Source organism: Mesorhizobium sp. M1C.F.Ca.ET.210.01.1.1, from assembly GCF_004791585.1.
In the GTDB taxonomy this organism is placed as follows: domain Bacteria; phylum Pseudomonadota; class Alphaproteobacteria; order Rhizobiales; family Rhizobiaceae; genus Mesorhizobium.
Genome location: NZ_SRUU01000036.1, coordinates 13,108 through 36,080, shown reverse-complemented (window position 1 = coordinate 36,080; position 22,973 = coordinate 13,108). Strand labels below are relative to the sequence as shown.

The 22,973-nt window shown below is 64.6% G+C and carries 26 protein-coding genes; 17 read left to right on the top strand and 9 right to left on the bottom strand.

The window, feature by feature from the left end:
• Positions 1–137 precede the first annotated feature (137 nt).
• Positions 138–1,487: a chloride channel protein gene (locus tag EN853_RS28560; RefSeq protein WP_127862378.1), complete on the top strand. Its 1,350-nt coding sequence runs from the start codon at positions 138–140 to the stop codon at positions 1,485–1,487.
• Between the two features lie 82 nt (positions 1,488–1,569).
• Positions 1,570–1,995: a hypothetical protein gene (locus EN853_RS28555; protein WP_127862379.1), complete on the top strand. Its 426-nt coding sequence runs from the start codon at positions 1,570–1,572 to the stop codon at positions 1,993–1,995.
• Between the two features lie 35 nt (positions 1,996–2,030).
• Here EN853_RS28555 and EN853_RS28550 read toward each other — a convergent pair whose 3' ends face one another.
• The 3 genes from EN853_RS28550 to EN853_RS28540 all read right to left on the bottom strand — a co-directional run bounded on the left by EN853_RS28550 (position 2,031) and on the right by EN853_RS28540 (position 3,591).
• Positions 2,031–2,537, bottom strand: a complete 507-nt coding sequence (locus tag EN853_RS28550) for an invasion associated locus B family protein (RefSeq protein WP_127862380.1) — start codon at positions 2,535–2,537, stop codon at positions 2,031–2,033.
• A gap of 264 nt (positions 2,538–2,801) precedes the next feature.
• Complete coding sequence (locus EN853_RS28545; RefSeq protein ID WP_127862381.1) at positions 2,802–3,164, bottom strand: YkvA family protein; 363 nt, start codon at positions 3,162–3,164, stop codon at positions 2,802–2,804.
• Between the two features lie 133 nt (positions 3,165–3,297).
• Entirely contained in the window at positions 3,298–3,591 is a 294-nt protein-coding gene (locus EN853_RS28540; protein ID WP_127862382.1) for a 4a-hydroxytetrahydrobiopterin dehydratase, read from the bottom strand.
• A gap of 110 nt (positions 3,592–3,701) precedes the next feature.
• Between EN853_RS28540 and EN853_RS28535 the strand changes: the two genes are divergently transcribed.
• On the top strand, positions 3,702–4,220 hold the full coding sequence (locus EN853_RS28535) for a low molecular weight protein-tyrosine-phosphatase (protein ID WP_127862412.1): 519 nt from the start codon (positions 3,702–3,704) through the stop codon (positions 4,218–4,220).
• Here EN853_RS28535 and thpR read toward each other — a convergent pair.
• Entirely contained in the window at positions 4,124–4,720 is a 597-nt protein-coding gene (gene thpR, locus EN853_RS28530) for an RNA 2',3'-cyclic phosphodiesterase (RefSeq protein WP_127862383.1), read from the bottom strand. The genes EN853_RS28535 and thpR overlap by 97 nt on opposite strands.
• Before the next feature lie 118 nt (positions 4,721–4,838).
• Positions 4,839–5,483 (bottom strand): arylesterase, encoded by a 645-nt coding sequence (locus EN853_RS28525; RefSeq protein ID WP_127862384.1) that lies wholly within the window; start codon positions 5,481–5,483, stop codon positions 4,839–4,841.
• A gap of 82 nt (positions 5,484–5,565) precedes the next feature.
• On the opposite strand from EN853_RS28525, the gene EN853_RS28520 reads away from it, so the two are divergent.
• The 4 genes from EN853_RS28520 (at position 5,566) to EN853_RS28505 (ending at position 10,487) form a co-directional block, all read left to right on the top strand.
• Positions 5,566–6,264, top strand: coding sequence for an ABC transporter ATP-binding protein (locus tag EN853_RS28520; protein WP_127862385.1), 699 nt, complete (start codon positions 5,566–5,568; stop codon positions 6,262–6,264).
• Positions 6,264–8,807, top strand: a complete 2,544-nt coding sequence (locus tag EN853_RS28515) for an ABC transporter permease (protein WP_127862386.1) — start codon at positions 6,264–6,266, stop codon at positions 8,805–8,807. The genes EN853_RS28520 and EN853_RS28515 overlap by 1 nt, the downstream gene beginning before the upstream one ends.
• Positions 8,808–9,063: 256 nt before the next feature.
• Positions 9,064–9,804, top strand: coding sequence for a Bax inhibitor-1/YccA family protein (locus EN853_RS28510; RefSeq protein WP_127862387.1), 741 nt, complete (start codon positions 9,064–9,066; stop codon positions 9,802–9,804).
• Positions 9,805–9,920: 116 nt separating this feature from the next.
• Positions 9,921–10,487: a GNAT family N-acetyltransferase gene (locus tag EN853_RS28505; RefSeq protein WP_127862388.1), complete on the top strand. Its 567-nt coding sequence runs from the start codon at positions 9,921–9,923 to the stop codon at positions 10,485–10,487.
• Between the two features lie 108 nt (positions 10,488–10,595).
• Here the strand turns inward: EN853_RS28505 and EN853_RS28500 are convergent, their stop codons facing one another.
• From EN853_RS28500 to acnA, 3 genes are all read right to left on the bottom strand, one after another.
• Complete coding sequence (locus tag EN853_RS28500) at positions 10,596–10,982, bottom strand: DUF2794 domain-containing protein (protein ID WP_127862389.1); 387 nt, start codon at positions 10,980–10,982, stop codon at positions 10,596–10,598.
• A 423-nt stretch (positions 10,983–11,405) separates the two neighbouring features.
• Positions 11,406–12,194 carry a thioredoxin family protein gene (locus EN853_RS28495; protein WP_127862390.1) on the bottom strand — a complete coding sequence of 263 codons (789 nt, stop codon included), beginning with the start codon at positions 12,192–12,194 and terminating at the stop codon, positions 11,406–11,408.
• A gap of 359 nt (positions 12,195–12,553) precedes the next feature.
• A complete protein-coding gene (gene acnA, locus EN853_RS28490; protein ID WP_127862391.1) occupies positions 12,554–15,244 on the bottom strand; it encodes an aconitate hydratase AcnA in 2,691 nt (896 codons plus the stop codon).
• A 284-nt stretch (positions 15,245–15,528) separates the two neighbouring features.
• On the opposite strand from acnA, the gene ccmA reads away from it, so the two are divergent.
• The 4 genes from ccmA (at position 15,529) to EN853_RS28465 (ending at position 17,901) form a co-directional block, all read left to right on the top strand.
• Entirely contained in the window at positions 15,529–16,137 is a 609-nt protein-coding gene (gene ccmA / locus EN853_RS28485; RefSeq protein ID WP_127862392.1) for a heme ABC exporter ATP-binding protein CcmA, read from the top strand.
• 211 nt (positions 16,138–16,348) lie between these two features.
• Complete coding sequence (gene ccmB, locus EN853_RS28475; protein ID WP_127862393.1) at positions 16,349–17,014, top strand: heme exporter protein CcmB; 666 nt, start codon at positions 16,349–16,351, stop codon at positions 17,012–17,014.
• A 129-nt stretch (positions 17,015–17,143) separates the two neighbouring features.
• Positions 17,144–17,317 carry a heme exporter protein CcmD gene (gene ccmD, locus EN853_RS28470; protein WP_127862394.1) on the top strand — a complete coding sequence of 58 codons (174 nt, stop codon included), beginning with the start codon at positions 17,144–17,146 and terminating at the stop codon, positions 17,315–17,317.
• Positions 17,314–17,901: a DsbE family thiol:disulfide interchange protein gene (locus EN853_RS28465; RefSeq protein ID WP_127862395.1), complete on the top strand. Its 588-nt coding sequence runs from the start codon at positions 17,314–17,316 to the stop codon at positions 17,899–17,901. Before ccmD ends, EN853_RS28465 begins: the two co-directional genes overlap by 4 nt.
• A 6-nt stretch (positions 17,902–17,907) precedes the next feature.
• On the opposite strand, the gene EN853_RS28460 is transcribed toward EN853_RS28465, so the two are convergent.
• Positions 17,908–18,372, bottom strand: coding sequence for a GNAT family N-acetyltransferase (locus EN853_RS28460; RefSeq protein ID WP_127862396.1), 465 nt, complete (start codon positions 18,370–18,372; stop codon positions 17,908–17,910).
• Positions 18,373–18,597: 225 nt separating this feature from the next.
• Between EN853_RS28460 and mdh the strand changes: the two genes are divergently transcribed.
• Genes mdh through sucD form a run of 6 tightly spaced genes read left to right on the top strand, consistent with a single transcriptional unit; the run spans position 18,598 to position 22,859 of the window.
• On the top strand, positions 18,598–19,566 hold the full coding sequence (gene mdh / locus EN853_RS28455) for a malate dehydrogenase (protein ID WP_040996351.1): 969 nt from the start codon (positions 18,598–18,600) through the stop codon (positions 19,564–19,566).
• Positions 19,567–19,588: 22 nt separating this feature from the next.
• Positions 19,589–20,782 (top strand): ADP-forming succinate--CoA ligase subunit beta, encoded by a 1,194-nt coding sequence (gene sucC, locus EN853_RS28450; RefSeq protein ID WP_127862397.1) that lies wholly within the window; start codon positions 19,589–19,591, stop codon positions 20,780–20,782.
• A 55-nt stretch (positions 20,783–20,837) separates the two neighbouring features.
• Positions 20,838–21,071 (top strand): hypothetical protein, encoded by a 234-nt coding sequence (locus EN853_RS28445; protein WP_127862398.1) that lies wholly within the window; start codon positions 20,838–20,840, stop codon positions 21,069–21,071.
• A gap of 1 nt (position 21,072) precedes the next feature.
• On the top strand, positions 21,073–21,444 hold the full coding sequence (locus EN853_RS28440) for a cupin domain-containing protein (protein ID WP_126091187.1): 372 nt from the start codon (positions 21,073–21,075) through the stop codon (positions 21,442–21,444).
• A gap of 2 nt (positions 21,445–21,446) precedes the next feature.
• A complete protein-coding gene (locus EN853_RS28435) occupies positions 21,447–21,944 on the top strand; it encodes a DUF1579 family protein (protein ID WP_127862399.1) in 498 nt (165 codons plus the stop codon).
• Positions 21,945–21,956: 12 nt separating this feature from the next.
• Positions 21,957–22,859, top strand: a complete 903-nt coding sequence (gene sucD / locus EN853_RS28430; protein ID WP_127862400.1) for a succinate--CoA ligase subunit alpha — start codon at positions 21,957–21,959, stop codon at positions 22,857–22,859.
• Positions 22,860–22,973 lie beyond the last annotated feature (114 nt).

Here is a 22,973-nt window from a genome sequence, read left to right as displayed (position 1 = left end):
GGATATCCAAATGCAAAGATCCTGCGCGGTAGTCCCGATCTCCGATTTTCGTGATCGGCCTCGCGTTCCGGCCTGACCTCACAGGCTTGATCGCCCCCCTCAGTGTGCTAGGGGCGGTCATCACCATGAGGACAGGCATGACCGGCATATCGCGCAAATACCCGATGCTGCGGCGCTCGCAGGCGATGTGGGTCTCGCGCCGCGTCTGGCAGCCGCGACTGGTCTTCTGGGCCGGCGCCGTCTCGATCGGACTGATCAGCGTGCTGTTCGCCATGCTGGCCGATCAGGCGCAGGCGCTGTTCCATATCGTCACCGGCGGCGGCTGGCGCTTCTATCTGCCGTTGATCATGACGCCGCTCGGCTTCGTCGTCTGCGCCTGGCTTGCCCATGCCTTCTTCCCAGGATCGCAGGGCAGCGGCATTCCGCAGGCGATCGCCGCGCGCCACTTGCGCGACGACGAGGATCGAGGGCATCTGCTTTCGCTGCGCCTGGCGGCGGGCAAGATCGCGCTTACCGTCATCGGCCTCGCCTGCGGCGCCTCGATCGGCCGCGAGGGTCCGACGGTGCAGGTCGGCGCGTCGCTGATGCTGCAGGCGGCGCGCTGGGGCGGCATAGCGCAGGCGCGCGGGCTAATCCTCGCCGGCTCGGCGGCCGGCATCGCCGCCGCCTTCAACACGCCGCTTGCCGGCATCGTCTTCGCCATAGAGGAGATGGGCCGCGCCTATGAATCGCGCACCAACGGACTGGTGCTGACGGCGGTGATCCTCGCCGGCCTCGCCTCGCTGGCGCTGCTCGGCAACTACACCTATTTCGGCGTCGCCAGGGACACGGTGGCCTTCGCCACCGACTGGCCGCTGGTGATCGCATGCGGTGTCATCGGCGGCGGTTTCGGCGCGCTGTTCTCGCTGCTGGCGCTGAAGACAACGCGGCGTATCCGGCGCTGGAACGCGCCGCAGCCAGTGTGGCGCGCGCTGCTCGTGGCGGGCATATGCGGCCTGATGGTAGCCGTGATCGGACTTGCTTCAGGCGGCCTTACCTTTGGCACCGGCTATGCGCAGGCCCGCGGCGCCGTCGAAGGCGGGCCGCTGCCGGCGTTCTTCTTCCTCGAGAAATTCGCTGTGGGCCTGCTGTCGATGGTGTCGGGCATTCCGGGCGGCATCTTCGCGCCGTCGCTTGCGGTCGGCGCCGGCCTCGGCAGCACGCTGGGCCTTGTCTTCGGCGCTGGCACTGGCCTGGCGGCACTGCTCGGCATGGCCGGCTATTTCGCCGGCGTCGTGCAGGCGCCGATGACGGCTTTCGTCATCATCCTCGAAATGACCGGCAATCACGACAATGTCATCGCGCTGATGTGCGCGGCGGTGCTGGGTTACGGCACGGCGCGGCTGATCTCCTACGAGCCGCTCTACCATGCGCTGTCGCGCGTGTTCGTCGCCGAAGCGATCCGGCGGCGCAGGGCGGAGGCGGCGCCGGGAACCCATAAGGACTGAGCGACATCCCAACACAGCAAAGACTGGTCCTGCAGCACGCTCGGTGGGTGGAAGGTGCCGCGTCGGCGTGCAATATCGATGCATGAGCGAGTTGACTTTCCGGCGCCTGAGCCTCGACTGGAACGCCGAGTCGAGTGCTCCCGATGTTGAGTTGAATATCGAGGGCAATTCGGCGCGGCTTTCCTTTCTCTTGAACCCAGCGGCCCACGACGCCAAGCCTGGAGAGATAGGGACGCTTCACTTTGTTGGCTGTAGCCGATACCGATGGGATGCCTCAGACGACCACGCTTGGTTTGCGGGCAAAGATCTTTGCGGCAAGCAGGCTCCAAAATGGGGAGAGTTCTACGAGGTGTCCGGGGACAGCCGGGCAGTCAGTGAGGATGATTGGGATGTCCTGGCGCCGGACGGCCCGGGTTCACGGCTTTTCCTGCTCTGCTTCCGAGACGACACTATTGAGGTCGTGGCCAGTGACTGGTCGTCGACTCGAAAAATGCCGAGCGACGTATAGCCGGGCAGCCACCTGGTCGCGCTGAGCCTTCGCGCCTATTTGCACTTGGCGATCGAAGCCAGCGCGGCCGAGATGCCCTTCAGCGAAAAGACATAGGAAGTCGGGTTGCCGCGGCCGGACTTGGCCTGCACCTTCATGTCGCTGCCGGTCTTCATGGCGGCGATCAGCACCGGCTCTTCTGCCGCGTTCTCGACCCAGGCCGACTTGCCGCGGGTGAACATCGAGAATGATTTCTTGTCGATGGTAACGGTGGCCTTGGAGCCTTCCTGGAAATTGTAGCCGGCGATGAACTGCGGCTCATAGGAGATCTGCTGGCCCGGCCGCTGGCTGACGAAGAAGAACATGTCGCCATGGTCGAGCGTCGGCGGCTGCTTGTCGGTCGGCACCGTCAGCACGTAGCAGACCTTGCCGCCCGCCGACTGATAGCTGTAGGTGCCCCAGGCATTGTGCTGCCCGATCTTGGTCGCCTGCTGCGCCAGCGCCGGCGCCGCGAAGGCGGCCGCCAGGACCAGGCTGGAAACTGTAGCAATCAATCCGCGCATCGTTCTTCCCGTATTCCAACTGGTGCGGAGGCGGGGCGCCTGGCGTCCTGCCGTCGCTTCATTTTGATTTAATCAGGGTTACCAAACGGTGAATTGTCCTCAAGAAAAGGAGCTCACCCCAGGAAACCGCCACCATTCGCGCCGCCGCCGGAAAGCGGCAGGCACGACGTCCCGGCGCGAACTTGGAGGCCACGAAAACGGCAAGAGTTTGTCTTTTCGCGCGGGCGCTTTCGCGGCCTCGTTGTGCCGAAATGTAAGCCAGGGTCAACCCTTGTCGGCCAGCGCGTCCCTGGCGGCCTGCCGGTGCGCGGGCGTGATGTGGGCGCTGACGGCGGTGATCGCGGCGGTCAGCACGGCAAGGTCGTCGGTGAAGCCGAGACCGAAGACGAAGTCAGGGATGAAATCCACCGGCAGCACGAAATAGCCGAGCGCCGCAAGCAGGATGCCCTTGGCGCGCAGCGGCGTCTCCTTGTCCATGGCGCAATAGTAGCCGGCGACCACCTCGTCCATGAACGGGATCTGCCGGGCAGCCTTCTTCGCGGTGCGCCAGAATTTCTCGCGCACCTCGCCTTCGCCGGCGAGCCTGTCGCCGAAGCCGAAGAAATCAAAACCGGATTCCTGCGCCATCCATCTCTCCTTGGCGGCTGCGCGCAACCTTGCGTGGCAGTCCGCCGCGGAAGATGTGGTGGAAGCGGGGGGCTGCTACAAGAGTTCGGGCGGTTGCCGGCCCGGAAAATCGGACTCCGTGTGGCTGGCGCCTCTAACCAAAATAGCGGTTCATCCGCTTGGCCAGCTCGATGTCGAGCGCCGTGACGCCGCCGGCATCATGCGTGTTCAATGTCACGTCGACGGTCTTGTAGACGTTCGACCAGTCGGGGTGGTGGTCCATCTTCTCGGCGGCCAGCGCCACGCGGGTCATGAAGGCGAAGGCTTCGGAGAAGTTCTTGAAGATGAAGCTGCGCTTGATCGAAGTGCCGTCGGCGGCCAGCGACCAACCCTCGAGTTCCGCCAGAGCCGCGGCGATCGCTTCCTTGCTGAGTTTCTCTCTGGTCATGTCGGGTTCCTGTGCTATTCGGGAAAAATGACCCGCACCATAGTGCATGTCGCCCAAAAGTGCGCAGCGGTTTTGGGATCACGACATGCATGAAAACAACTGCCGGATCGATGAGCGCAAAGCCCATAAATTCCATCCTGTTCGTCTGCCTCGGCAACATCTGCCGGTCGCCTTTGGCCGAGGGTGTTTTTCGCGCCGTCTGGGCAGAGCGCGAGACGGCCCGCGACATTGCGCTCGATTCGGCCGCGACCAGCGGCTGGGAGGTCGGCTCGGCTCCCGATCCGCGCTCGATCTCGGTCGCCATTCGCCACGGCATCGACATTTCCGGGCAGAGGGCGCGCAAGATAGCGCCGGAGGATTTTTCCCGCTTCGACCTGATTCTCGGCATGGACCGGTCGAATGTGCGCGACCTCAAGGCGCTGGCGCCGCAGGCCGCGCGCGACCGCATCCACCTCTATCTTGACTTCGCGACCGGAAGCGGACGAGACGTGCCGGACCCCTACTATGACGGGCCGGAAGAGTTCGCTTCGGTCTACCGCATGATCCGGGAGGCGTCGGAAGCGCTGGCGAAGCGGCTGGACGCGCGCGCGTCGACGCCGACCAGCGGCCAGGCTTCCTCGACGATATAAGGGCCGCCGCCCACCGAATCGCGCGACGACATCAACACGAAGCGGCCGACGCGGAAGGGCAGCGCGGAAAAGTTGCCGCGCGCCGAAAGATATTGCGCGACGTCGAGCGGGCTCGCATTGCGCAGGCGGGCGAGCGTCACATGCGGCGAGAACTTGCGCGGATCGGCCGGCAGGCCGAGCCGCTGGCAGATGCGGTCGATCTCGCCCTGCAGCGCGACAAGGTCCGGCGAGGCGGACACGCCGGCCCACACCGCATGCGGCTTCTTGCCGCCGAAGGCGCCGACGCCGGAGAGCGTCAGGGAGAAGGAGGGACGGTTGATCCGGTCGAGCGCGTTGGCGATCTCGTCTGCGACATGGCCTTCGACATCGCCGATGAAGCGCAGTGTCAGATGGTAGTTTTCGACGTCGATCCAGCGGGCTCCGGGAAGGCCGCCCCGGAGCAGGGACAGGGAAAGAGCTGCGTCACGCGGAATTTCGAGGGCGGTGAAAAGACGTGGCATGAGAAGCCTCCTGTCCTCGAATCGAAACTCTTGGTCCTAGCGAATCATCGATATCCGCGCGGGGCAAGTGGTTTGTTGTCCACAAGGTTTCCCCAACGGAAACCGTGACTTTTCGGACTCATGACGCACCGCCATTGGCGGCAATGGCCTTCTCTACGGCCGGCAGGATGCGCTCGACGATCACGTCGACCCCCTTGGGGTTGGGATGCAGGCCGTCTTCCAGTTGGAGGTCGGGATGGCTGGCAACGCCGTCTAGAAAGAACGGATAGAGCGGAACGTCGTACTTGGCGGCAAGCTTCGTGTAGATGGCGTCGAAGGTCTTCTGGTAGTCGCCGCCGAGATTGGGCGCGGCGCGCATGCCGGCGAGCAGCACCGGGATGCTGCGCTGCTTCAGCTTTGCCAGCATCGCGTCGAGGTTCTTTTCGGGAATGTCGGGGGCGACGCCGCGCAGCATGTCGTTGGCGCCGAGCTCGAGGATGACCAGCCTCGTGCCGTCCGGCACCGACCAGTCGAGCCGCGCCAGGCCGCCGCTCGTAGTGTCGCCGGAAACGCCGGCATTGGCGACGGTGACGTCATGGCCTTTCGCCTTCAGCGCCGCCTGCAGCCTATCGGTGAAGCCCTGGCCCGGGCCAAGGCCGAAGCCCGCCGTCAGGCTGTCGCCGAAACCGACGATCTTGAACGTGTCGGCGCGCGCCGACACCATGGCGCCGCAAACCGCGAGGAAAAGGGCGAGGGCTGCGGCAGTCGAGTGTTTGAAAGCCATGCGGCGAGCCCCATATGACCGAAACAATCCCCGGGAGGAGAAATTGTCGTCTCCCTTTTCCACCATATAGGACGCTTTCATTGTGACAGAAGCCGTCATCGCATTGAGGGATGTCTCACTGACGCTCGGCGAGGGTGCTTCCGCCGTCCATGTGCTCAAAGGCGTCAGCCTGGAGGTGGCGGCTGCCGAGGCGACCGGCATCGTCGGCCCTTCGGGTTCCGGCAAGTCCACCTTGCTGATGGTCCTGGCCGGACTGGAAAGGGTCGACTCAGGCACGGTGCGAATCGCCGGCGAATTGCTCAACGGCAAAAGCGAGGACCAGATTGCATCGTTTCGGGGGCGAAACATCGGCATCGTCTTCCAGTCCTTCCATCTCATCCCCAATATGACGGCGCTTGAGAACGTCGCGGTGCCGCTGGAGCTCGCCGGCCATGCCGATCCGTTCTCGGTGGCGGCGCAGGAACTGGCGGCGGTCGGCCTGAGCGACCGTGTGACGCACTACCCCGGGGAGCTCTCCGGCGGCGAGCAGCAGCGCGTGGCGATCGCCAGGGCGCTGGCGCCCTCGCCGCGCATCCTCATTGCCGACGAGCCGACCGGCAACCTCGACCAGGCGACGGGAAAGCAGATCGCCGACCTTCTCTTCGCCAAGGCGGCCGAGCGCGGCATGACGCTGGTGCTGGTCACGCATGATCCGGCGCTTGCGGCCCGCTGCGCGCGCCAGGTGTCGATGCGTTCGGGACGCATCGAGGACGCGCCGAGGGCGGTGAAGGTGCCGGCCTGATGTCCAGGACACTGAAGCTCGCCATCCGCTTCTCGTTGCGCGAGATGCGCGGCGGCCTTTCGGGCTTCATGATCTTCCTCGCCTGCATCGCGCTCGGCGTGGCGGCCATCGGCGGCGTCAATTCGGTGGCGCAGGCGATCACCGCCGGCGTCGCCAACCAGGGCCAGACGCTGCTCGGCGGCGATCTGCGCTTCCAGGTCAACCAGCGCCGCGCTTCGGACGCCGAGCTCGGCTTCATCAACAACCTCGGCACGGTCTCGGTGAACTCCGGCATGCGTTCCATGGCGCGGCTCGCGGACGGCTCGGACCAGGCGCTGGTCGAAGCCAAGGCGGTCGACGACGCCTATCCGCTCTACGGCACGCTGCAAACCGATCCGCCGCTGCCGAAGAATGAGCTGTTCGGCGAGAGGTCCGGCATCTTCGGCGCGGCCGCGCCCGATCTCCTGTTCGACCGGCTCAATCTCCATATCGGCGACCGGCTGAAGCTTGGCAGCGCCACATTCGAGCTGAGGGCGAGGCTCATCAGCGAGCCCGACGCGGTGTCCGACGGTTTCGGCTTCGCGCCGCGGCTGATGATCTCGAACGATGGGCTTGCCGCATCCGGACTGATCCAGCCCGGCAGCCTGGTCGAGAACGCCTACAAGGTCCGGCTGCCCGACGGCGCCAGCGAGGCGCGGATCAAGGCAATCCAGGCCGAGGCAGCGAAAGACTTTCCGCAGGCCGGCTGGTCGATCCGCACGCGCAGCAATGCGGCGCCTGCGCTTTCCTCCAATATCCAGCGCTTCTCGCAGTTCCTGACGCTGGTCGGGCTGACGGCGCTGGTGGTAGGCGGCGTCGGCGTGGCCAATGCGGTGCGCGCCTATCTCGACGGCAAGCGCGGCGTCATCGCCACCTTCAAGAGCCTCGGCGCCTCCGGCGGCTTCGTCTTCATTGTCTATCTCGTGCAGATCCTCCTGATCGCGGGCCTCGGCATCGTGCTCGGGCTGATCCTGGGCGCAGCGATGCCGTTCGTGGCGAGCGCGCTGCTGCAGTCGGTCATCCCGGTGCCGGCGGAAGGCGGCTTCTATCCGGGCGCGCTTGCGATGGCGGCGCTGTTCGGCCTCCTGGTGACGCTGGCCTTTGCGCTCCTGCCGCTGGGCCGCGCCCGCGACGTGCCGGCGACGGCACTGTTTCGCGAGATGGGGTTCGAGAGCCGCGGTCTGCCGCGTCTGCCCTATGTCGGCGCCGCGCTTGCCATCGTGCTGGCGCTGGCGGGGCTCGCCATCCTTTCCGCCGACGACCAGCGCATCGCCTCGATCTTCGTCGGCGCCACGGTCTTTGCCTTCCTGGTGCTGCGGCTGGTGGCGGCGCTGGTGCAATGGTTGGCGCGGCGAAGCCCGCGCGTGCGTTTCGTGTCGCTTCGGCTGGCGCTCGGCAACATCCACCGTCCAGGCGCGCTGACGCCGTCGGTGGTGCTGTCGCTCGGGCTCGGCCTGACGCTCCTGGTGACATTGGCGCTGATCGACGGGAATCTCAGGCGTCAGATCTCCGGCAGCCTGCCGGAGCGGGCGCCGAACTTCTTCTTCGTCGATATCCAAAGCAGCGATGTCGATGCCTTTGCCGGCCTGGTCGGCAGAGAGGCGCCGCGGGGAACCCTGGTCAGGGTGCCGATGCTGCGCGGCCGCATCATGGCGCTCAACGGCGTCGACGTCGACAAGGTGAAGGTCCCTGCCGACGGCGCCTGGGTGCTGCGCGGCGATCGCGGTCTGACCTATGAAGCGAAGCAGCCGGAAAACGCCACGCTGACCGAAGGCGCATGGTGGGCGCAGAACTATTCCGGTGAGCCGCTGGTGTCGTTCTCGGCCGAGGAAGGCAAGGCGATCGGGCTGAAGCTCGGCGACACCGTCACCGTCAACGTGCTCGGCCGCAACGTGACGGCAAGGATCGCCAATTTCCGCCAGGTCGAGTGGGAATCCATGGGCATCAATTTCGTCATGGTGTTCTCGCCCAACACTTTCGCCGGCGCGCCGCATGGCTGGCTGGCGACGCTGACCGACAAAGGCGCCACCACGGCCGACGACGCGCGGCTGCTCAACGCCGTCACCCGCGCCTTCCCGGCGGTGACGACGGTCCGCGTCAAGGACGCGCTCGACATCGTCAACCGCCTGGTCGCCCAACTGGGCACGGCGATCCGCGCCGCCGCCGGCGTGGCGCTGATCGCCTCGGTGCTGGTGCTCTCCGGCGCTTTGGCCGCCGGCAACCGGGCGCGCATCCATGACGCGGTGGTGCTGAAGACGCTCGGCGCGACGCGCAGGACACTGATCGCCGCCTTCTCGCTGGAATATGTGCTGATCGGCCTGGCGACCGCGCTGTTCGCGCTTGCCGCGGGCGGCATCGCGGCATGGTTCGTGGTCGCGCATATCATGACGCTGCCGTCGCACTTCATGCCGGAAGTGGCGGTGGCGACGATCCTCGTCTCGCTTGCCGTCACCGTCGGCATCGGCCTCACCGGCACCTGGCGGGTGCTGGGCCACAAGGCGGCGCCGGTGCTGCGCAACCTTTGAGGAGCCAGGCCTGGGAACGGCCGCCCCCGTTAAATCTTTGTAAGAATGGCGGCCGAAACGGCCGAAAACCGTCGCTTTGCCTTCTCACGGAGCGTTACACCCGGTTACCGTCTTGTTCTTGACGTCAAGAACCATCATATTTCCCGCAGGCATGCTGGAGCCCCGCCAGCGGCGCCCGGTCCAAGGGCGGTCGCTCCCAAAGTGACCATTCCCGGGGACCTGTCACCGGACGGGGCAGAAGCAACAGAGGATTCAAATGGCTGATCCCATTCGCAACTACCAGACGTCCGCCGCCCCCGGCGCGCGCGTCGATATCGATCAGGGCCTCAGGGCCTATATGATCAAAGTCTATAACCTGATGGGGCTTGGCCTGCTCATCACCGGCCTTGCCGCCTGGGGCGCATTCCAGCTCGCCGTCACCGGTGACGGCCAGCTGACCGCCTTCGGCCAGCTCATCTACGCAAGCGCGTTCCGCTGGGTCGTCATCCTGGCGCCGCTCGCTGCCGTGATGTTCCTGTCGTTCAGGATCCAGTCGATGAGCGTGGCTGCGGCGCAGACCACGTTCTGGGTCTATGCCGGCCTTGTCGGCCTGTCGCTGTCGACGATCTTTCTCGTCTACACCGGCACCAGCATCACCCAGACCTTCTTCGCCACGGCCGCGGCTTTCGGCGGCTTGTCGCTCTATGGCTACACGACCAGGCGCGACCTGACGCCCGTCGGCTCGTTCCTTATCATGGGCGTGATCGGCCTGCTGATCGCCATGGTCATCAACATCTTCCTGGCGTCGTCGGCGCTCGCCTTCGCCATCTCGGCGATCGGTGTCCTGGTGTTCGCGGGCCTGACCGCCTACGACACGCAGCGGATCAAGGAGATGTATTTCGAAGGCGACGTCGCGGACGTTGCCGGCCGCAAGGCGATCATGGGCGCGCTGCAGCTCTATCTCGACTTCATCAACCTGTTCATGTTCCTGCTGCAGTTCATGGGCGACCGCCGCTAAAGGTCGGCTCGGGTCCGACTGGACCATAGGTTTCGGAAAGGGCGGCCCAACGGCCGCCCTTTCCTTTTGCGCGTCGCTCTGCTGTTATCGAGGCAAGAAAACAGCCTGCACAAATTATGAGCAATATTGCAATCAGGGCCGCCACAACGGCCGACCTCGACCGAATCACGGAAATCTATGCAGACGCGGTCACGCATGGCACGGCGAGCTACGAGCTGGAGCCGCCCAGCCGCGCCGAAATGGGCAATCGATTCGACAGCTTAGCGGCCGGCAGCTATCCCTATCTCGTGGCGGAAAGGGACGGCATCGTGCTCGGCTATGCCTATGCCGGACCGTTCCGGCCGCGGCCCGCCTATCGTTTCGTCATCGAGGATTCGGTCTATGTCGCCCCCGAGGCCAAGGGGCAGGGCGTTGGCTTGCTGCTGATGCAGGCGCTGATCGAAGCCGCGCGCCTGGCAGGCTTTCGCCAGATCATTGCGGTGATCGGCGACGGCCATGCCGGCAGCGCCTCGGTGCGGCTGCACGAGAAGCTCGGCTTTCGTCATTCCGGGCGCCTGGAAGGATCGGGCTACAAGCATGGGCGCTGGCTGGACACGGTGTTCATGCAGCTGGCGCTCAATGGCGGCGCGGAGCAGCCACCGGATGCTGATTCGCTGCCGGAGCGAACATTTCGGGGGAACTGAAGAATTAAGGAACTGAAGAACTGAAGAAAAACAGCCGTTATATCAGGCGCTTAGCGCCCTTTTCCCCAATTCTTCAGTTCTTCAGGTCTTCAATTCCCTTCCGCCTCCTCAGGCCTCGACCAGCTTCAGCTTGGGATCGAACACGCCGAGCACGCGGCCAAGCTCCTGGCCACGCTTGAGGATGCGCCCGCCGGCGGCGATGACGGCGAAGGCGCCTTGCCGGCGCGCCAGTTTCGGGTCCTTGACGATCTGGAAGAGCGGCACTTCGCTGGCCCGGCGGAAGACCGAAAAGACAGCGCGATCAGTGAGATGATCGATTGCATAGTCGCGCCATTCATTGGCCGCCACCATGCGTCCGTAGAGCCTCAGGATCTGGTCGAGCTCGCGCCGGTCGAAGCGCACCGGCTGGTCGAGGCGTGCGCTGCGCGCCTCGTGCAACGGGATCAGTATTCCGGATGCTTCCCCATCCTCCATCCCGCTGCTGCGATCGGTCATGCTTCGATCCTTCGCTTGAATCTTGCGCAGCCAAGGTTCGCGCTTTCACGGTGGAATTGCAAGGGCCGGCTAAGCAAGCCGGGGCCGCGCGGTTTCCCAAACGTCCAGTCACGTTTGCGAAACACGTGTTGGAATTGGTGATACTCCGCCACAATGTCGCCACAAATAATCCGCGCTCATGCCCCAATGTCCGACGAGTTTACCGGCGTTGCCTGAGACGGTTCGGTCCGGCACCGGCTCGTAAACCCCAAGCCCCCCGCCCACGGGTCAGCGTCGGATCGAACCAACCTCGGTTTTTCCTTGGAAAAATCAGGTGCGACGATCCCAAAACCTGAATGACCGGCGTCAGAAGCAAGCTGACGCCGGTTTTTTGTTGTCCTGGCGGGAGCACCCTTCTCCCACAAGGGAGAAGGAAAGGAGCCGTCAAAGCCGGTCGGGCTTGTGGATGAAGGCGGCGCCGAGGATCGGACCGGGCATACCGTCCTTGCCGACCGACTGCAGCAGCACGGCGCAGCCGCCCTTCTTGGAAATCTCGGTCATCGGCAATTCGTAGCGCTGCGCCTTGCCGTGCCACATGCCGGCGGTCTGGATGTCGGAGACGGCGTTCCAGTAGGTCAGGTTGCGGCCGCTGTTCTCGCCCTGGCCGATCTGGACCGTCTGCGGCGAATTGAAATAGACGATCACCACATGGGCGTCGGCCGGGCCATTGCCGGCGTCGCCGGCATCGATCATGACGCGGTCGCTGATGCGGCTCACCTTGATGCCGACCCGCATGCCCTCGCCTGCCCTGTCCATCCGGGCGAGCGCGCCGTCGACGTCCCTGCGGCTGGCGCCGTTGACGTGGCTGCGGCCGTTGATGACGGCTTGCGGGGTATAGACCGAGCGACTGCCGAAGGCGCGCATATAGTCATACTGCCGGTCGGTGTTTTCCTTGGTGCTCAGCGTGTCCTGCCAGCCCAGATAGTCCCAGTAGTTGACGTGATAGGCGAGCGCGACGACGTTTTCCTTGGTCGCCAGCTCGGCGAAGAATTCATCGGCCGGCGGGCAGGAGCTGCAGCCCTGGCTGGTGAAAAGCTCGACCACGCCTAAGGGCTTGTCGACTTGGGGCTTGTCGGTCTGCGGCTTCTCGGGCTCGCCTGCCAGCGCGGCGCCGGCAAACGTTGAAAGGGCCAGCGCAAATGCCGCAAGCCGCAATGGTCCTCGAGATGCCATGACTGTTCCGATTCCCGCCGGTGACGCCGGCCTTGTTCTGATTGCCAAAATATGTGGCAGAACGGGCAGTCAACGGGAAGTCACGTTGCAGTGAAATTTTTGTCGTCGCGAGCGCAGGTCAGGCGACGGGAGGAGAGGCCACTGCATTTTTCGAGGCGGTTCGATTTGGAAGCCGCGTCGCCACCATGTGGTAGAACCTCCCGATGCCGGTCGATCTCTATTGCGAGCGAACCGGATCTGGACTTTGACCGAGTCGGCCAATGCTTTGGGCGGCTCGTTTTCATTGGTGGAAGTTAGGGGAATAGGCAGTAGGCAGTAGGTGTCCTACTCCCTACTGCCTAAGCCCTACTCCCTGGCCGCTACGCGGCCAGATCGCGCAGCACGTATTGCAGGATGCCGCCGTTCTTGAAGTAGTCGAGCTCGTCCAGCGTATCGATGCGGCAGATGATCGGCACGTTCTTCACCGTGCCGTCGCCATAGGTCACCTTGGCCACCATCTTCTGGCGCGGCTTGATGGCGTCGAGCCCGTCGATCTCGACCAGTTCGTCGCCCTTGAGGTTGAGCGAAGCCCAGGAGGTGCCGTCCTCGAAGACGAAGGGGATGACGCCCATGCCGACCAGGTTCGAGCGGTGGATGCGCTCGAAGGACTGGGCGATGACGGCGCGGACACCAAGCAGATTTGTTCCCTTGGCCGCCCAGTCGCGCGAGGAGCCGTTGCCGTATTCGACGCCGGCGAAGATGACCAGCGGCACGCCTTCCTTCTTGTACTCCATCGCGGCGTCGTAGATCGACATCTCCTCTTTCGAAGGATAGTGGATCGTGTAGCCGCCTTCGCGCCCGTTCTCGCCCAGCATGTGGTTGCGGATGCGGATGTTGGCGAAGGTGCCGCGCATCATCACCTCATGGTTGCCGCGCCGCGTGCCGTACTGGTTGAAGTCGGCGACGCCGACGCCATGCTCGGTGAGGTACTTGCCGGCCGGCGATGCGGCCTTGATCGAGCCCGCCGGCGAGATGTGGTCGGTGGTGATCTTGTCGCCGAACAGGCCGAGCACGCGCGCGCCCTTGATGTCGCCGATCTTGCCGAAGCCACGGCCCATGCCGGCGAAATAGGGCGGGTTCTGCACATAGGTCGAATGATCGTCCCAGGCATAGGTCTGGCCTTCCGGCGCCTTGACCTTCTGCCAGTATTCATCGCCCTTGAAGACGTCGGCGTATTTGCGGGCGAACAGCTCGCGCGTGACGTTCTTCTCGATGAACTCCTGGATCTCGGCAGAGGTCGGCCAGATGTCCTTGAGATAGACCGGCTTGCCGTCGCTGCCCTCGCCGAGCGGCTCGGTGGTGAGATCCCTGGTCACGGTGCCGGCCAGCGCATGGGCAACGACCAGCGGCGGCGAGGCGAGGTAGTTCGCCTGCACGTCCGGGGAGACGCGGCCTTCGAAGTTGCGATTGCCGGAGAGCACCGCTGCGGCGATCAGCCCCTTGTCGTTGATGGTCTTGGAAATCGGTCCCGGCAGCGGGCCGGAATTGCCGATGCAGGTGGTGCAGCCGAAGCCGACGAGGTTGAAGCCGATCTGGTCGAGCTCCTTCTGCAGGCCGGATTTTTCCAGATATTCGGCCACCACCTGGCTGCCGGGTGCGAGCGAGGTCTTGACCCACGGCTTTTGCTTCAGCCCGCGCCGGTTGGCGTTGCGGGCAAGCAGGCCGGCGCCGATCAGCACGCTCGGATTCGAAGTGTTGGTGCAGGAGGTGATGGCGGCGATGACGACGTCGCCATGGCCGAGGTCGTAGGACGTGCCTTCCACCGCATAGCGCTTGGAAATCTCGGCCGCCTTCTTGTACTCGGTCTCCATCGCCTTGGCGAAGCCGGCCGGAATGTCCTGCAGGGCGACGCGACCCTCGGGGCGCTTCGGGCCGGCCATCGACGGCACGACGTCGCCGAGGTCGAGTTCGAGCAGGTCGGTGAAGACCGGATCGGCGGAGCCTGCGTCGCGCCACATGCCTTGCGCCTTCGAATAGGCTTCGACCAGGGCGATGCGGTTCTCCTCGCGGCCGGACATCGTCAGATAGCGGATGGTCTCTGCGTCGACCGGGAAGAAGCCGCAGGTGGCGCCGTATTCCGGCGCCATGTTGCCGATGGTGGCGCGGTCGGCCAGTGTCATGTTGGAGAGGCCCGGGCCGAAGAACTCGACGAACTTGCCGACGACGCCCTTCTTGCGCAGCATCTGGGTGACGGTGAGCACGAGGTCGGTGGCGGTGACGCCTTCCTTGAGCTTGCCGGTAAGGCGGAAGCCGATAACCTCGGGCAAGAGCATGGAGACCGGCTGGCCGAGCATCGCGGCCTCGGCCTCGATGCCGCCGACGCCCCAGCCGAGCACGCCGAGGCCGTTTATCATGGTGGTGTGAGAATCCGTGCCGACGCAGGTGTCGGGATAAGCGGTGGTCTCGCCGTCTTCCGAGCTGGTCCACACCACCTGCCCGAGATATTCGAGGTTGACCTGGTGGCAGATGCCGGTGCCGGGCGGCACGACGCGGAAATTGCGGAACGCCTGCTGGCCCCATTTCAGGAACTTGTAGCGCTCCTCGTTGCGCTCATATTCGAGCTCGACGTTGCGGGCGAAGGCCATCGGCGTGCCGAACTCGTCGACGATGACGGAATGGTCGATGACGAGATCGACCGGCACCAGCGGATTGATCTTTTGCGGATCGCCGCCAAGCGCCTTGATGCCGTCGCGCATGGCGGCGAGATCGACAACGGCCGGAACGCCGGTAAAATCCTGCATCAGCACGCGGGCCGGGCGGTAGGCGATCTCGACGCCGGCGGTGCCCTTGTCGGTCAGCCAGCCGGCGACCGCCTGGATGCTCTCCTTGGTGACAGAGCGGCCGTCTTCGTTACGCAGCAGATTCTCCAGCAGCACCTTCATCGAATAGGGCAGCTGAGCGATGCCGGTGAGGCCGTTCTTCTCGGCCTCGATGAGATCGTAATAGACATAGTCCGCGCCACCCGCGGTCAGGGTGCGGCGGCAGTTGAAACTATCGAGGGATTTTGACACGTGCGATCCGTCCTTGTCTGTTCAGCCTGAAAGGGAACGGACGCCGATGGCATGCAATCACGCGCAAAGGTGCGGGTACGGCCATTTCCGCTGTCCGCTCCCAAGCAACCCGAGCCGTTCAAGGCGGCGCGTGCGCTGGTTCGGCGCTAATTCTGTTCCCGCGCCGACCGCTGGCACGGATGAACCGCATATAGAGAATTTCCTGGAATAGTTCTAGACAGACGAAAGGCAAATTTGTGCGATGCGGCGAGAGCCGCAAAACGGTGCTTTCGGGACGGGCAAGAATGCGGCTGATCGCCGAAAATCTGGGCGGCGAGCGCGGCGGCGAGACGGTCTTTTCCGGCATCGGTTTCGCGCTCGAAAAGGGCGAGGCGCTGATCGTCACCGGGCCGAACGGATCGGGCAAGTCGACGCTGCTCAGGGTCATCGCCGGCCTGTTGCCGGTCGCCAAGGGGTTTGTGCGGGTCGAGGCTGGCGGCGAAGCGTTTCCCACGATCGCCTCGGCCTCACATTATCTCGGCCATCTCAACGCGATGAAGACGGCGCTCAGCGTCGAAGAAAACCTGGGCTTCTGGCGCGCCTTCCAGGGCGAGCCGGCTTTGAGCGTGGAAGAGGCGCTGGAGACGGTCGGGCTTGGCGGGCTCGGGCATCTGCCTTTCGGCTATCTCTCGACCGGGCAGAAGCGGCGCGCGTCGATCGCGAAATTGCTGGTCAGCCGACGGCCGGTCTGGCTGCTCGACGAGCCGACGGCGGGGCTGGACAAGGCGTCGGAGGAACGGTTCGCGGGGCTGATGCGGGACCACTGCCAAGAGGGCGGGATCATCGTGGCGGCGACACATTTGCCGCTGGGGCTTGAGGGGGCGAAGGCGCTTCAAATGAAGGTAGCCGTTTGATGTTGCTGCTCTACGGCGCCCCCCCCTGTCCTGCCGGACATCTCCCCCACTTGGGGGGAGATCGGCAGCTTCGGCGCCCCGCTCATCCTTCCGACGTTGGGGATTGGCGAAATCACCGGCGACGTCTGATCTCCCCCCGAGTGAGGGGGATGGCCGACAGGCCAGAGGGGGGCGCGAAGGAACGCTCACATCGACAGGGAGCCATATCCTGATGTCGTCGCTCTTCCTGCGCGATATCCGCCTTTCCATTCGCGCCGGCGGCGGGGCGTTGATCGGTGTCATCTTCTTCCTGGCGGTGATCGCCACGATCCCGTTCGGCGTCGGGCCGGACCTCAACCTTTTGTCCCGCATCGGCCCCGCGATCTTGTGGATCGCCGCTCTGCTCGCCTGCCTGCTCGGGCTCGACCGGCTGTTCCAGGCCGACCGCGAGGACGGCTCGCTCGATCTCCTGGTGCTCAACAGCGACCGGCAGATGCTGGCGCTGACGGTGCTGGTGAAGTGCCTGGCGCACTGGGCGGGCAGCGTGCTGCCGCTGGTGGTCGCGGCACCGCTGCTTGGCCTGTTCATGAATATGGAGCCGACCGGCATCGGCGCCACGGCGTTCACGCTGCTCGTCGGCACGCCGGCCATCACCTTCATCGGCGCCGCGGGGGCCGCGGTGGCGGTGGCGCTGCCGCGCGGCGGGCTCTTGATCTCGGTGCTGGTGCTGCCGCTCACCATTCCGGTGCTGATCTTCGGCGTATCGGCCAGCTACGGCGCCGTGGCCGATCCGGCGCCGTTCCTGCAGCCCTTCCTCATTCTTGCCGCGCTGACGCTGTTTCTTGCGGTGGTCGGGCCGCTGGCGGCCGCGCTTGCGCTGCGTCACGGGACGGATTGAGGCCCGCGGAACGCTCTCATTGTGCGGCGCCGCGTCTGATTGCGCAGCCTGCAATGCAGGGTTAAGGGAAGGCATGATCGAGCGGACTGACATGGCAGGCGCGGAAGGCATGCACGTGGAGCGGCTGATATGAGCGCGCATGCACTCTACGTCACCGCCGCCTATGCCATCACGGCGATAGTGCTCGCCGGGCTGATCGGCTGGATCCTGCTCGACCAGCGCGCGCGCAAGCGGGAACTCGCGGCGCTCGAGGCCGCGGGCGTACGGCGACGTTCCGATAAATCGGGGACGGGGAAGCCGTGAGCACGGAAACCCAAACGCCGGCGCCGCGTCGCCGCCTGTTCGTGATTTTGCCGCTGCTGGTCTTCCTGGGCCTGGCAGGACTGTTCCTGTCGCAGCTCCTGTCCGGCCGCGACACGTCGGAAATCCCCTCAGCCCTGATAGGGCTGCCGGCGCCGCAGACGAACCTGCCGCCGCTCGAAGGCTCGAACCTGCCGGGGCTGGAGTCCAAATCCTTCGCCGGCAAGGTGACGCTGGTCAACGTCTTCGCATCATGGTGCGCGCCATGCCGGGAAGAGCATCCGGTGCTTCTGGCGTTGTCTGAGGACAAGCGCTTCACGCTTGCCGCGCTGAACTACAAGGACGAGCCGGAAAACGCTCGCCGCTTCCTTGGTGAGGTCGGCAATCCTTACCAGGCGATCGGCGTCGATCCGGCCGGCCGCGCGGCGATCGACTGGGGCGTCTATGGCGTGCCGGAGACTTTCGTCATCGGCAAGGACGGCAAGATCGCCTACAAGCATGTGGGCCCGCTGACGCCGGAATCGGCGAAGGCGCTGCTCTTGCCGCAGATCGAGAAGGCGCTGGCGGCATCAAGCGCTTCGCCCTGAAGCGCGTCAGGATAACGTAGGCGGAGGCTCTTCAGCCGGTCCCGAAAGCCTGTAGACATACATCACGAACTCCTCGGCTGGTCCGTGCGGCTCGTTCAGCGCTTCATAAAGCGCCCGCGCCGGCCCGTTGTCCGGCTCCGTCCCGACCCACGACTCCTCACAGCCATGCTCGCGGCCGATCTCGAACATCGCGTCGAGCATCTTGCGCGCAATGCCCTGCCGCTGGAAAGGCGGCGCCACACCGACTTCGTCGATGTAGAGCTCGCTCGCCTTGTCCGGATGGCGATGGATGACGGCGGCGCACTGGCCGACCACGATTTCGTCAATTATCGCCGCGATCATGAAATGGCCGGGCGAGGCGAGATAGGCGGCAACGCGGTCGGGCCGGATCGGCTCGTCGAACACCCCCTCGGCCACTGGCATCACAAGGGCGTCATCCTCGGGACGAAGCCTTCTGATTTCGACGTTCATCGTGTAAATTTTCCTCAGTTGGCTCAATAACTTTGACGTTTACGTAAATCCCAAACCATCTAACCGATTGAAAACACTGGATACAAAATAATCGTTTGAATTTCTTCCACGCCGGAGCTATTGGGTGCGGCGAAATCTCGCGGGTCCTCTTCCAGCCTCCTCGACGCCGTCATCAAGTCTGCAAGGATTTGGAGCACGGTCACACACAAGGGAAAACATCCTGACATGGCACGCAACAAGATAGCGCTCATCGGCTCGGGCATGATCGGCGGCACGCTCGCCCATATGATCGGCCTCAAGGACCTCGGCGACGTGGTTCTGTTCGATATCGCCGAGGGCATTCCGCAGGGCAAAGGTCTCGACATCGCGCAGTCGTCGCCGGTCGACGGGTTCGACTCCAGGCTCACCGGCGTCAACGACTATGCCGGCATCGAGGGCGCGGATGTGTGCATCGTCACCGCCGGCGTGCCGCGCAAGCCCGGCATGAGCCGCGACGATCTTCTGGGCATCAACCTCAAGGTCATGGAACAGGTCGGCGCGGGTCTCAAGAAATACGCGCCGAAGGCCTTCGTCATCTGCATCACCAATCCGCTCGATGCCATGGTCTGGGCGCTGCAGAAATTCTCCGGCCTGCCGACCAGCCATGTCGTGGGCATGGCCGGCGTGCTCGACAGCGCCCGCTTCCGCTACTTCCTGGCCGAAGAGTTCAAGGTCTCGGTCGAGGACGTCACCGCTTTCGTGCTCGGCGGCCATGGTGACTCGATGGTGCCGATGATCCGCTATTCGACGGTGTCGGGCATCCCGCTGCCCGACCTCGTCAAGATGGGCTGGACCTCGAAGGAAAAGCTCGACCAGATCGTGCAGCGCACCCGCGACGGCGGCGCCGAGATCGTCGGCTTGCTGAAGACCGGCTCGGCCTACTACGCCCCGGCTGCCTCGGCCATCGCCATGGCCGAATCCTACCTCAAGGACAAGAAGCGCGTGCTGCCTTGCGCCGCGCATCTGTCCGGTCAGTATGGCGTGAAGGGCACCTATGTCGGCGTTCCGGTGGTGATCGGCGCCGGCGGCGTCGAGCGCGTCATCGAGATCGACCTCTCGAAGGCAGAGCAGAAGATGTTCGACAATTCGGTGGCGGCCGTCCAGGGTCTCACCGAGGCCTGCACCAAGATCGCCCCGCATCTCGCCGGCAAGTAACCCGTCTCCGGAGACCAAGCGCATGAACATCCATGAATATCAGGCCAAGGCGCTGCTGAAGTCCTTCGGTGCGCCGGTAGCAAGCGGCGTTCCGGTGTTCAAGGCAAGCGAGGCGGAAGCCGCCGCCAAGGCGCTGCCCGGCCCGCTCTATGTGGTGAAGAGCCAGATCCATGCCGGCGGCCGCGGCAAGGGCAAGTTCAAGGAGCTGCCCGCCGACGCCAAGGGTGGGGTCAGGCTGGCGAAGTCGGCGGCCGAAGTGGTCGCCAACGCCAACGAGATGCTCGGCCACACGCTGGTCACCAAGCAGACGGGTCCTGCCGGCAAGCAGGTCAACCGCCTCTATATCGAGGACGGCGCCGACATCGAGCGCGAGCTTTATCTGTCGATCCTGGTCGACCGTTCGGTCGGCCGCATCGCCTTCGTCGTCTCGACCGAGGGCGGTATGGACATCGAGGCGGTCGCGCATGATACGCCGGAGAAGATCGTCACCGTCGCCATCGACCCGGAAAAGGGCGTGACGGCGGATGACGTGAAGACGCTCAACACCGCGCTGAAGCTCGACGGCGATGCGGCCACGGACGGCGGCACGCTGTTCCCGATCCTCTATAAGGCCTTCGTCGAGAAGGACATGAGCCTGCTCGAGGTCAACCCGCTGATCGTGATGAAGAACGGCCGCCTGCGCGTTCTCGACGCCAAGGTGTCGTTCGACAACAACGCGCTGTTCCGCCATCCGGACGTGATGGAATTGCGCGACACCACCGAAGAGGACGAGAAGGAGATCGAGGCGTCGAAATACGACCTCGCTTATGTCGCGCTCGACGGCAATATCGGCTGCATGGTCAACGGCGCAGGCCTCGCCATGGCGACGATGGACATCATCAAGCTCTATGGCGCCGAGCCCGCCAACTTCCTCGACGTCGGCGGCGGCGCTTCGAAGGAGAAGGTCACGGCGGCGTTCAAGATCATCACCAAGGACCCGGCGGTCGAAGGCATACTGATCAACATCTTCGGCGGCATCATGAAGTGCGACGTCATCGCCGAGGGCGTGATCGCCGCGGTCAAGGAAGTCGGGCTGAAGGTGCCGCTGGTGGTGCGGCTGGAAGGCACCAACGCCGAGCTCGGCAAGAAGATCATCAACGAAAGCGGCCTCAACGTCGTCTCGGCCGATGATCTCGACGATGCGGCCAAGAAGATCGTCAAGGCGGTGAAGGGCTGAGGCAGCGCGCACGGACGACCATGGCTCTCGGCGTGAACTGAGCTGGAGAACACAGGTGGAACAGGATGCCACGCAAAGCGTGCTCGGATACATCATCGCCTGGTTGCCGCTGGCGGTTTTTTTGGTGATCTGGATCTGGGGCCTTGTCACGCTAAAACAATATGTGCGAGCCCGGGAACTCGCCGGCCACGATAACGCGACCGCTATTCGTGAACTCGTCGAGACGAATCGAGAAATTGTAGCCGTGCTGCGCGACCTGAAGTCAGACCTTCAAGTGCGGAGGTCATAGGATGCCTCCGCGCAAGATAAACCTGGTCGAGGCGGCGGACGCGAAGATCGCCAAGGTCTTCGATCCGCATATCGCCGGCGACGTCAACGACAGCCAGGCCAAGGTCGCCAAGTTCGGCGAGGTCTTCGATTGGCACGCGCATGACAACGAGGACGAGGCTTTCCTCGTGCTGCGCGGCAGGATCGCCATCGATTTCCGCGACGGGCCGGTCGAGCTCGGCGAGGGCGATTTCATCGTCGTGCCGCGCGGCGTCGAGCACCGGCCGCGTTCGCTGACCGCCGAACCGGTGGTGCTGATGTTCGAGCCGGCGACGACGCTCAACACCGGCAACGCCAAGAGCGACCTGACCGTCACCGATCTGAAGCGGCTCTGACCATGAACGCGGCGCCATTCTCCTCATTGTCGACCGGTCACCAGCGCCTGCAGGCGCTGGTCGGCGCGTGGCGTGGCGAGGAAGAGGTGGCGGCCGCGCAGTGGACCGATGCCGGCATGGCGACTGCGGAAGTGCTGGCGCAGCCTGAGTTCGGCGGCCTGTTCGTGGTGCAGCGTTACCGCCAGCGTCGCGACGGCACGGTCTCATTCGGCGCGCACAATGTGTTCGGCTTCGACCAGCAGAACAGCCTCGTCACCATGCATCAGTTCGATTCGATGGGGTTTGTGCCGGCCTCGCCTGCCACCGGCACCTGGAATGAGAAGGAATTGGTTCTCGAACGGTCGTCGCCGCGCGGCGCCGCGCGCGTGACTTACGGCTTTGACGACACTGACACCTACCGCATGCAATTGCAGTTCAAGCCCGCCGGCAGCGATGCCTGGCAAGACATGGTGAGCGGGCTCTACCGGCGCGTCTCGCCTTCCTCGATCAACGGTTTTTAGAAAAGGGCCGCGATGTCCATTCTCGTCGACAAGAACACCAAGGTGCTGGTCCAGGGTCTGACCGGCAAGACCGGCACGTTCCATACCGAGCAGGCGCTGGCCTATCACGGCACCAAGATGGTGGGCGGCATCCATCCCAAGAAGGGCGGCGAGACCTGGACCGGCGCGAAGGGCGAGACCCTGCCGATCTTCGCCACGGTCGCCGAGGGCAAGGAAAAGACCGGTGCCAACGCCTCCGTCATCTATGTGCCGCCGGCGGGCGCCGGCGAGGCCATCATCGAGGCGATCGAGGCCGAGATCCCGCTGATCGTGTGCATCACCGAAGGCATCCCGGTGATGGACATGGTCAAGGTCAAGGCCCGGCTCGACCGTTCCACCTCGCGGCTGATCGGCCCGAACTGCCCAGGCGTGCTGACGCCCGACGAATGCAAGATCGGCATCATGCCCGGCAACATCTTCCGCAAGGGCTCGGTCGGCGTTGTTTCGCGCTCGGGAACGCTTACCTATGAGGCAGTCTTCCAGACCACCAATGTCGGCCTCGGCCAGACCACCGCGGTCGGCATCGGCGGCGATCCGGTCAAGGGCACCGAGTTCATCGACGTGCTGGAGATGTTCCTCGCCGACGACGAGACCAAGTCGATCATCATGATCGGCGAGATCGGCGGCTCGGCCGAGGAAGATGCCGCGCAGTTCCTCAAGGACGAGGCCAAGCGTGGCCGCAGGAAACCGATGGCGGGCTTCATCGCCGGGCGCACCGCGCCGGCAGGCCGCACCATGGGCCATGCGGGCGCGGTGATCTCCGGCGGCAAGGGCGGCGCGGAAGACAAGATCGCGGCGATGGAATCGGCTGGCATCAAGGTTTCGCCGTCGCCGGCGCGGCTGGGCACGACGCTGGTCGAGGCGATCAAGGGTTAAGGAGTAGGGAAGTAAGGGGGTAGGACAGCTGGGAAAGATCGGCGGCAAAAAAGCCCTATTCCCCTACTGCCTTACTCTCCTACTCCCTTCCACAAAAGGAGACGGAGCCAGGCT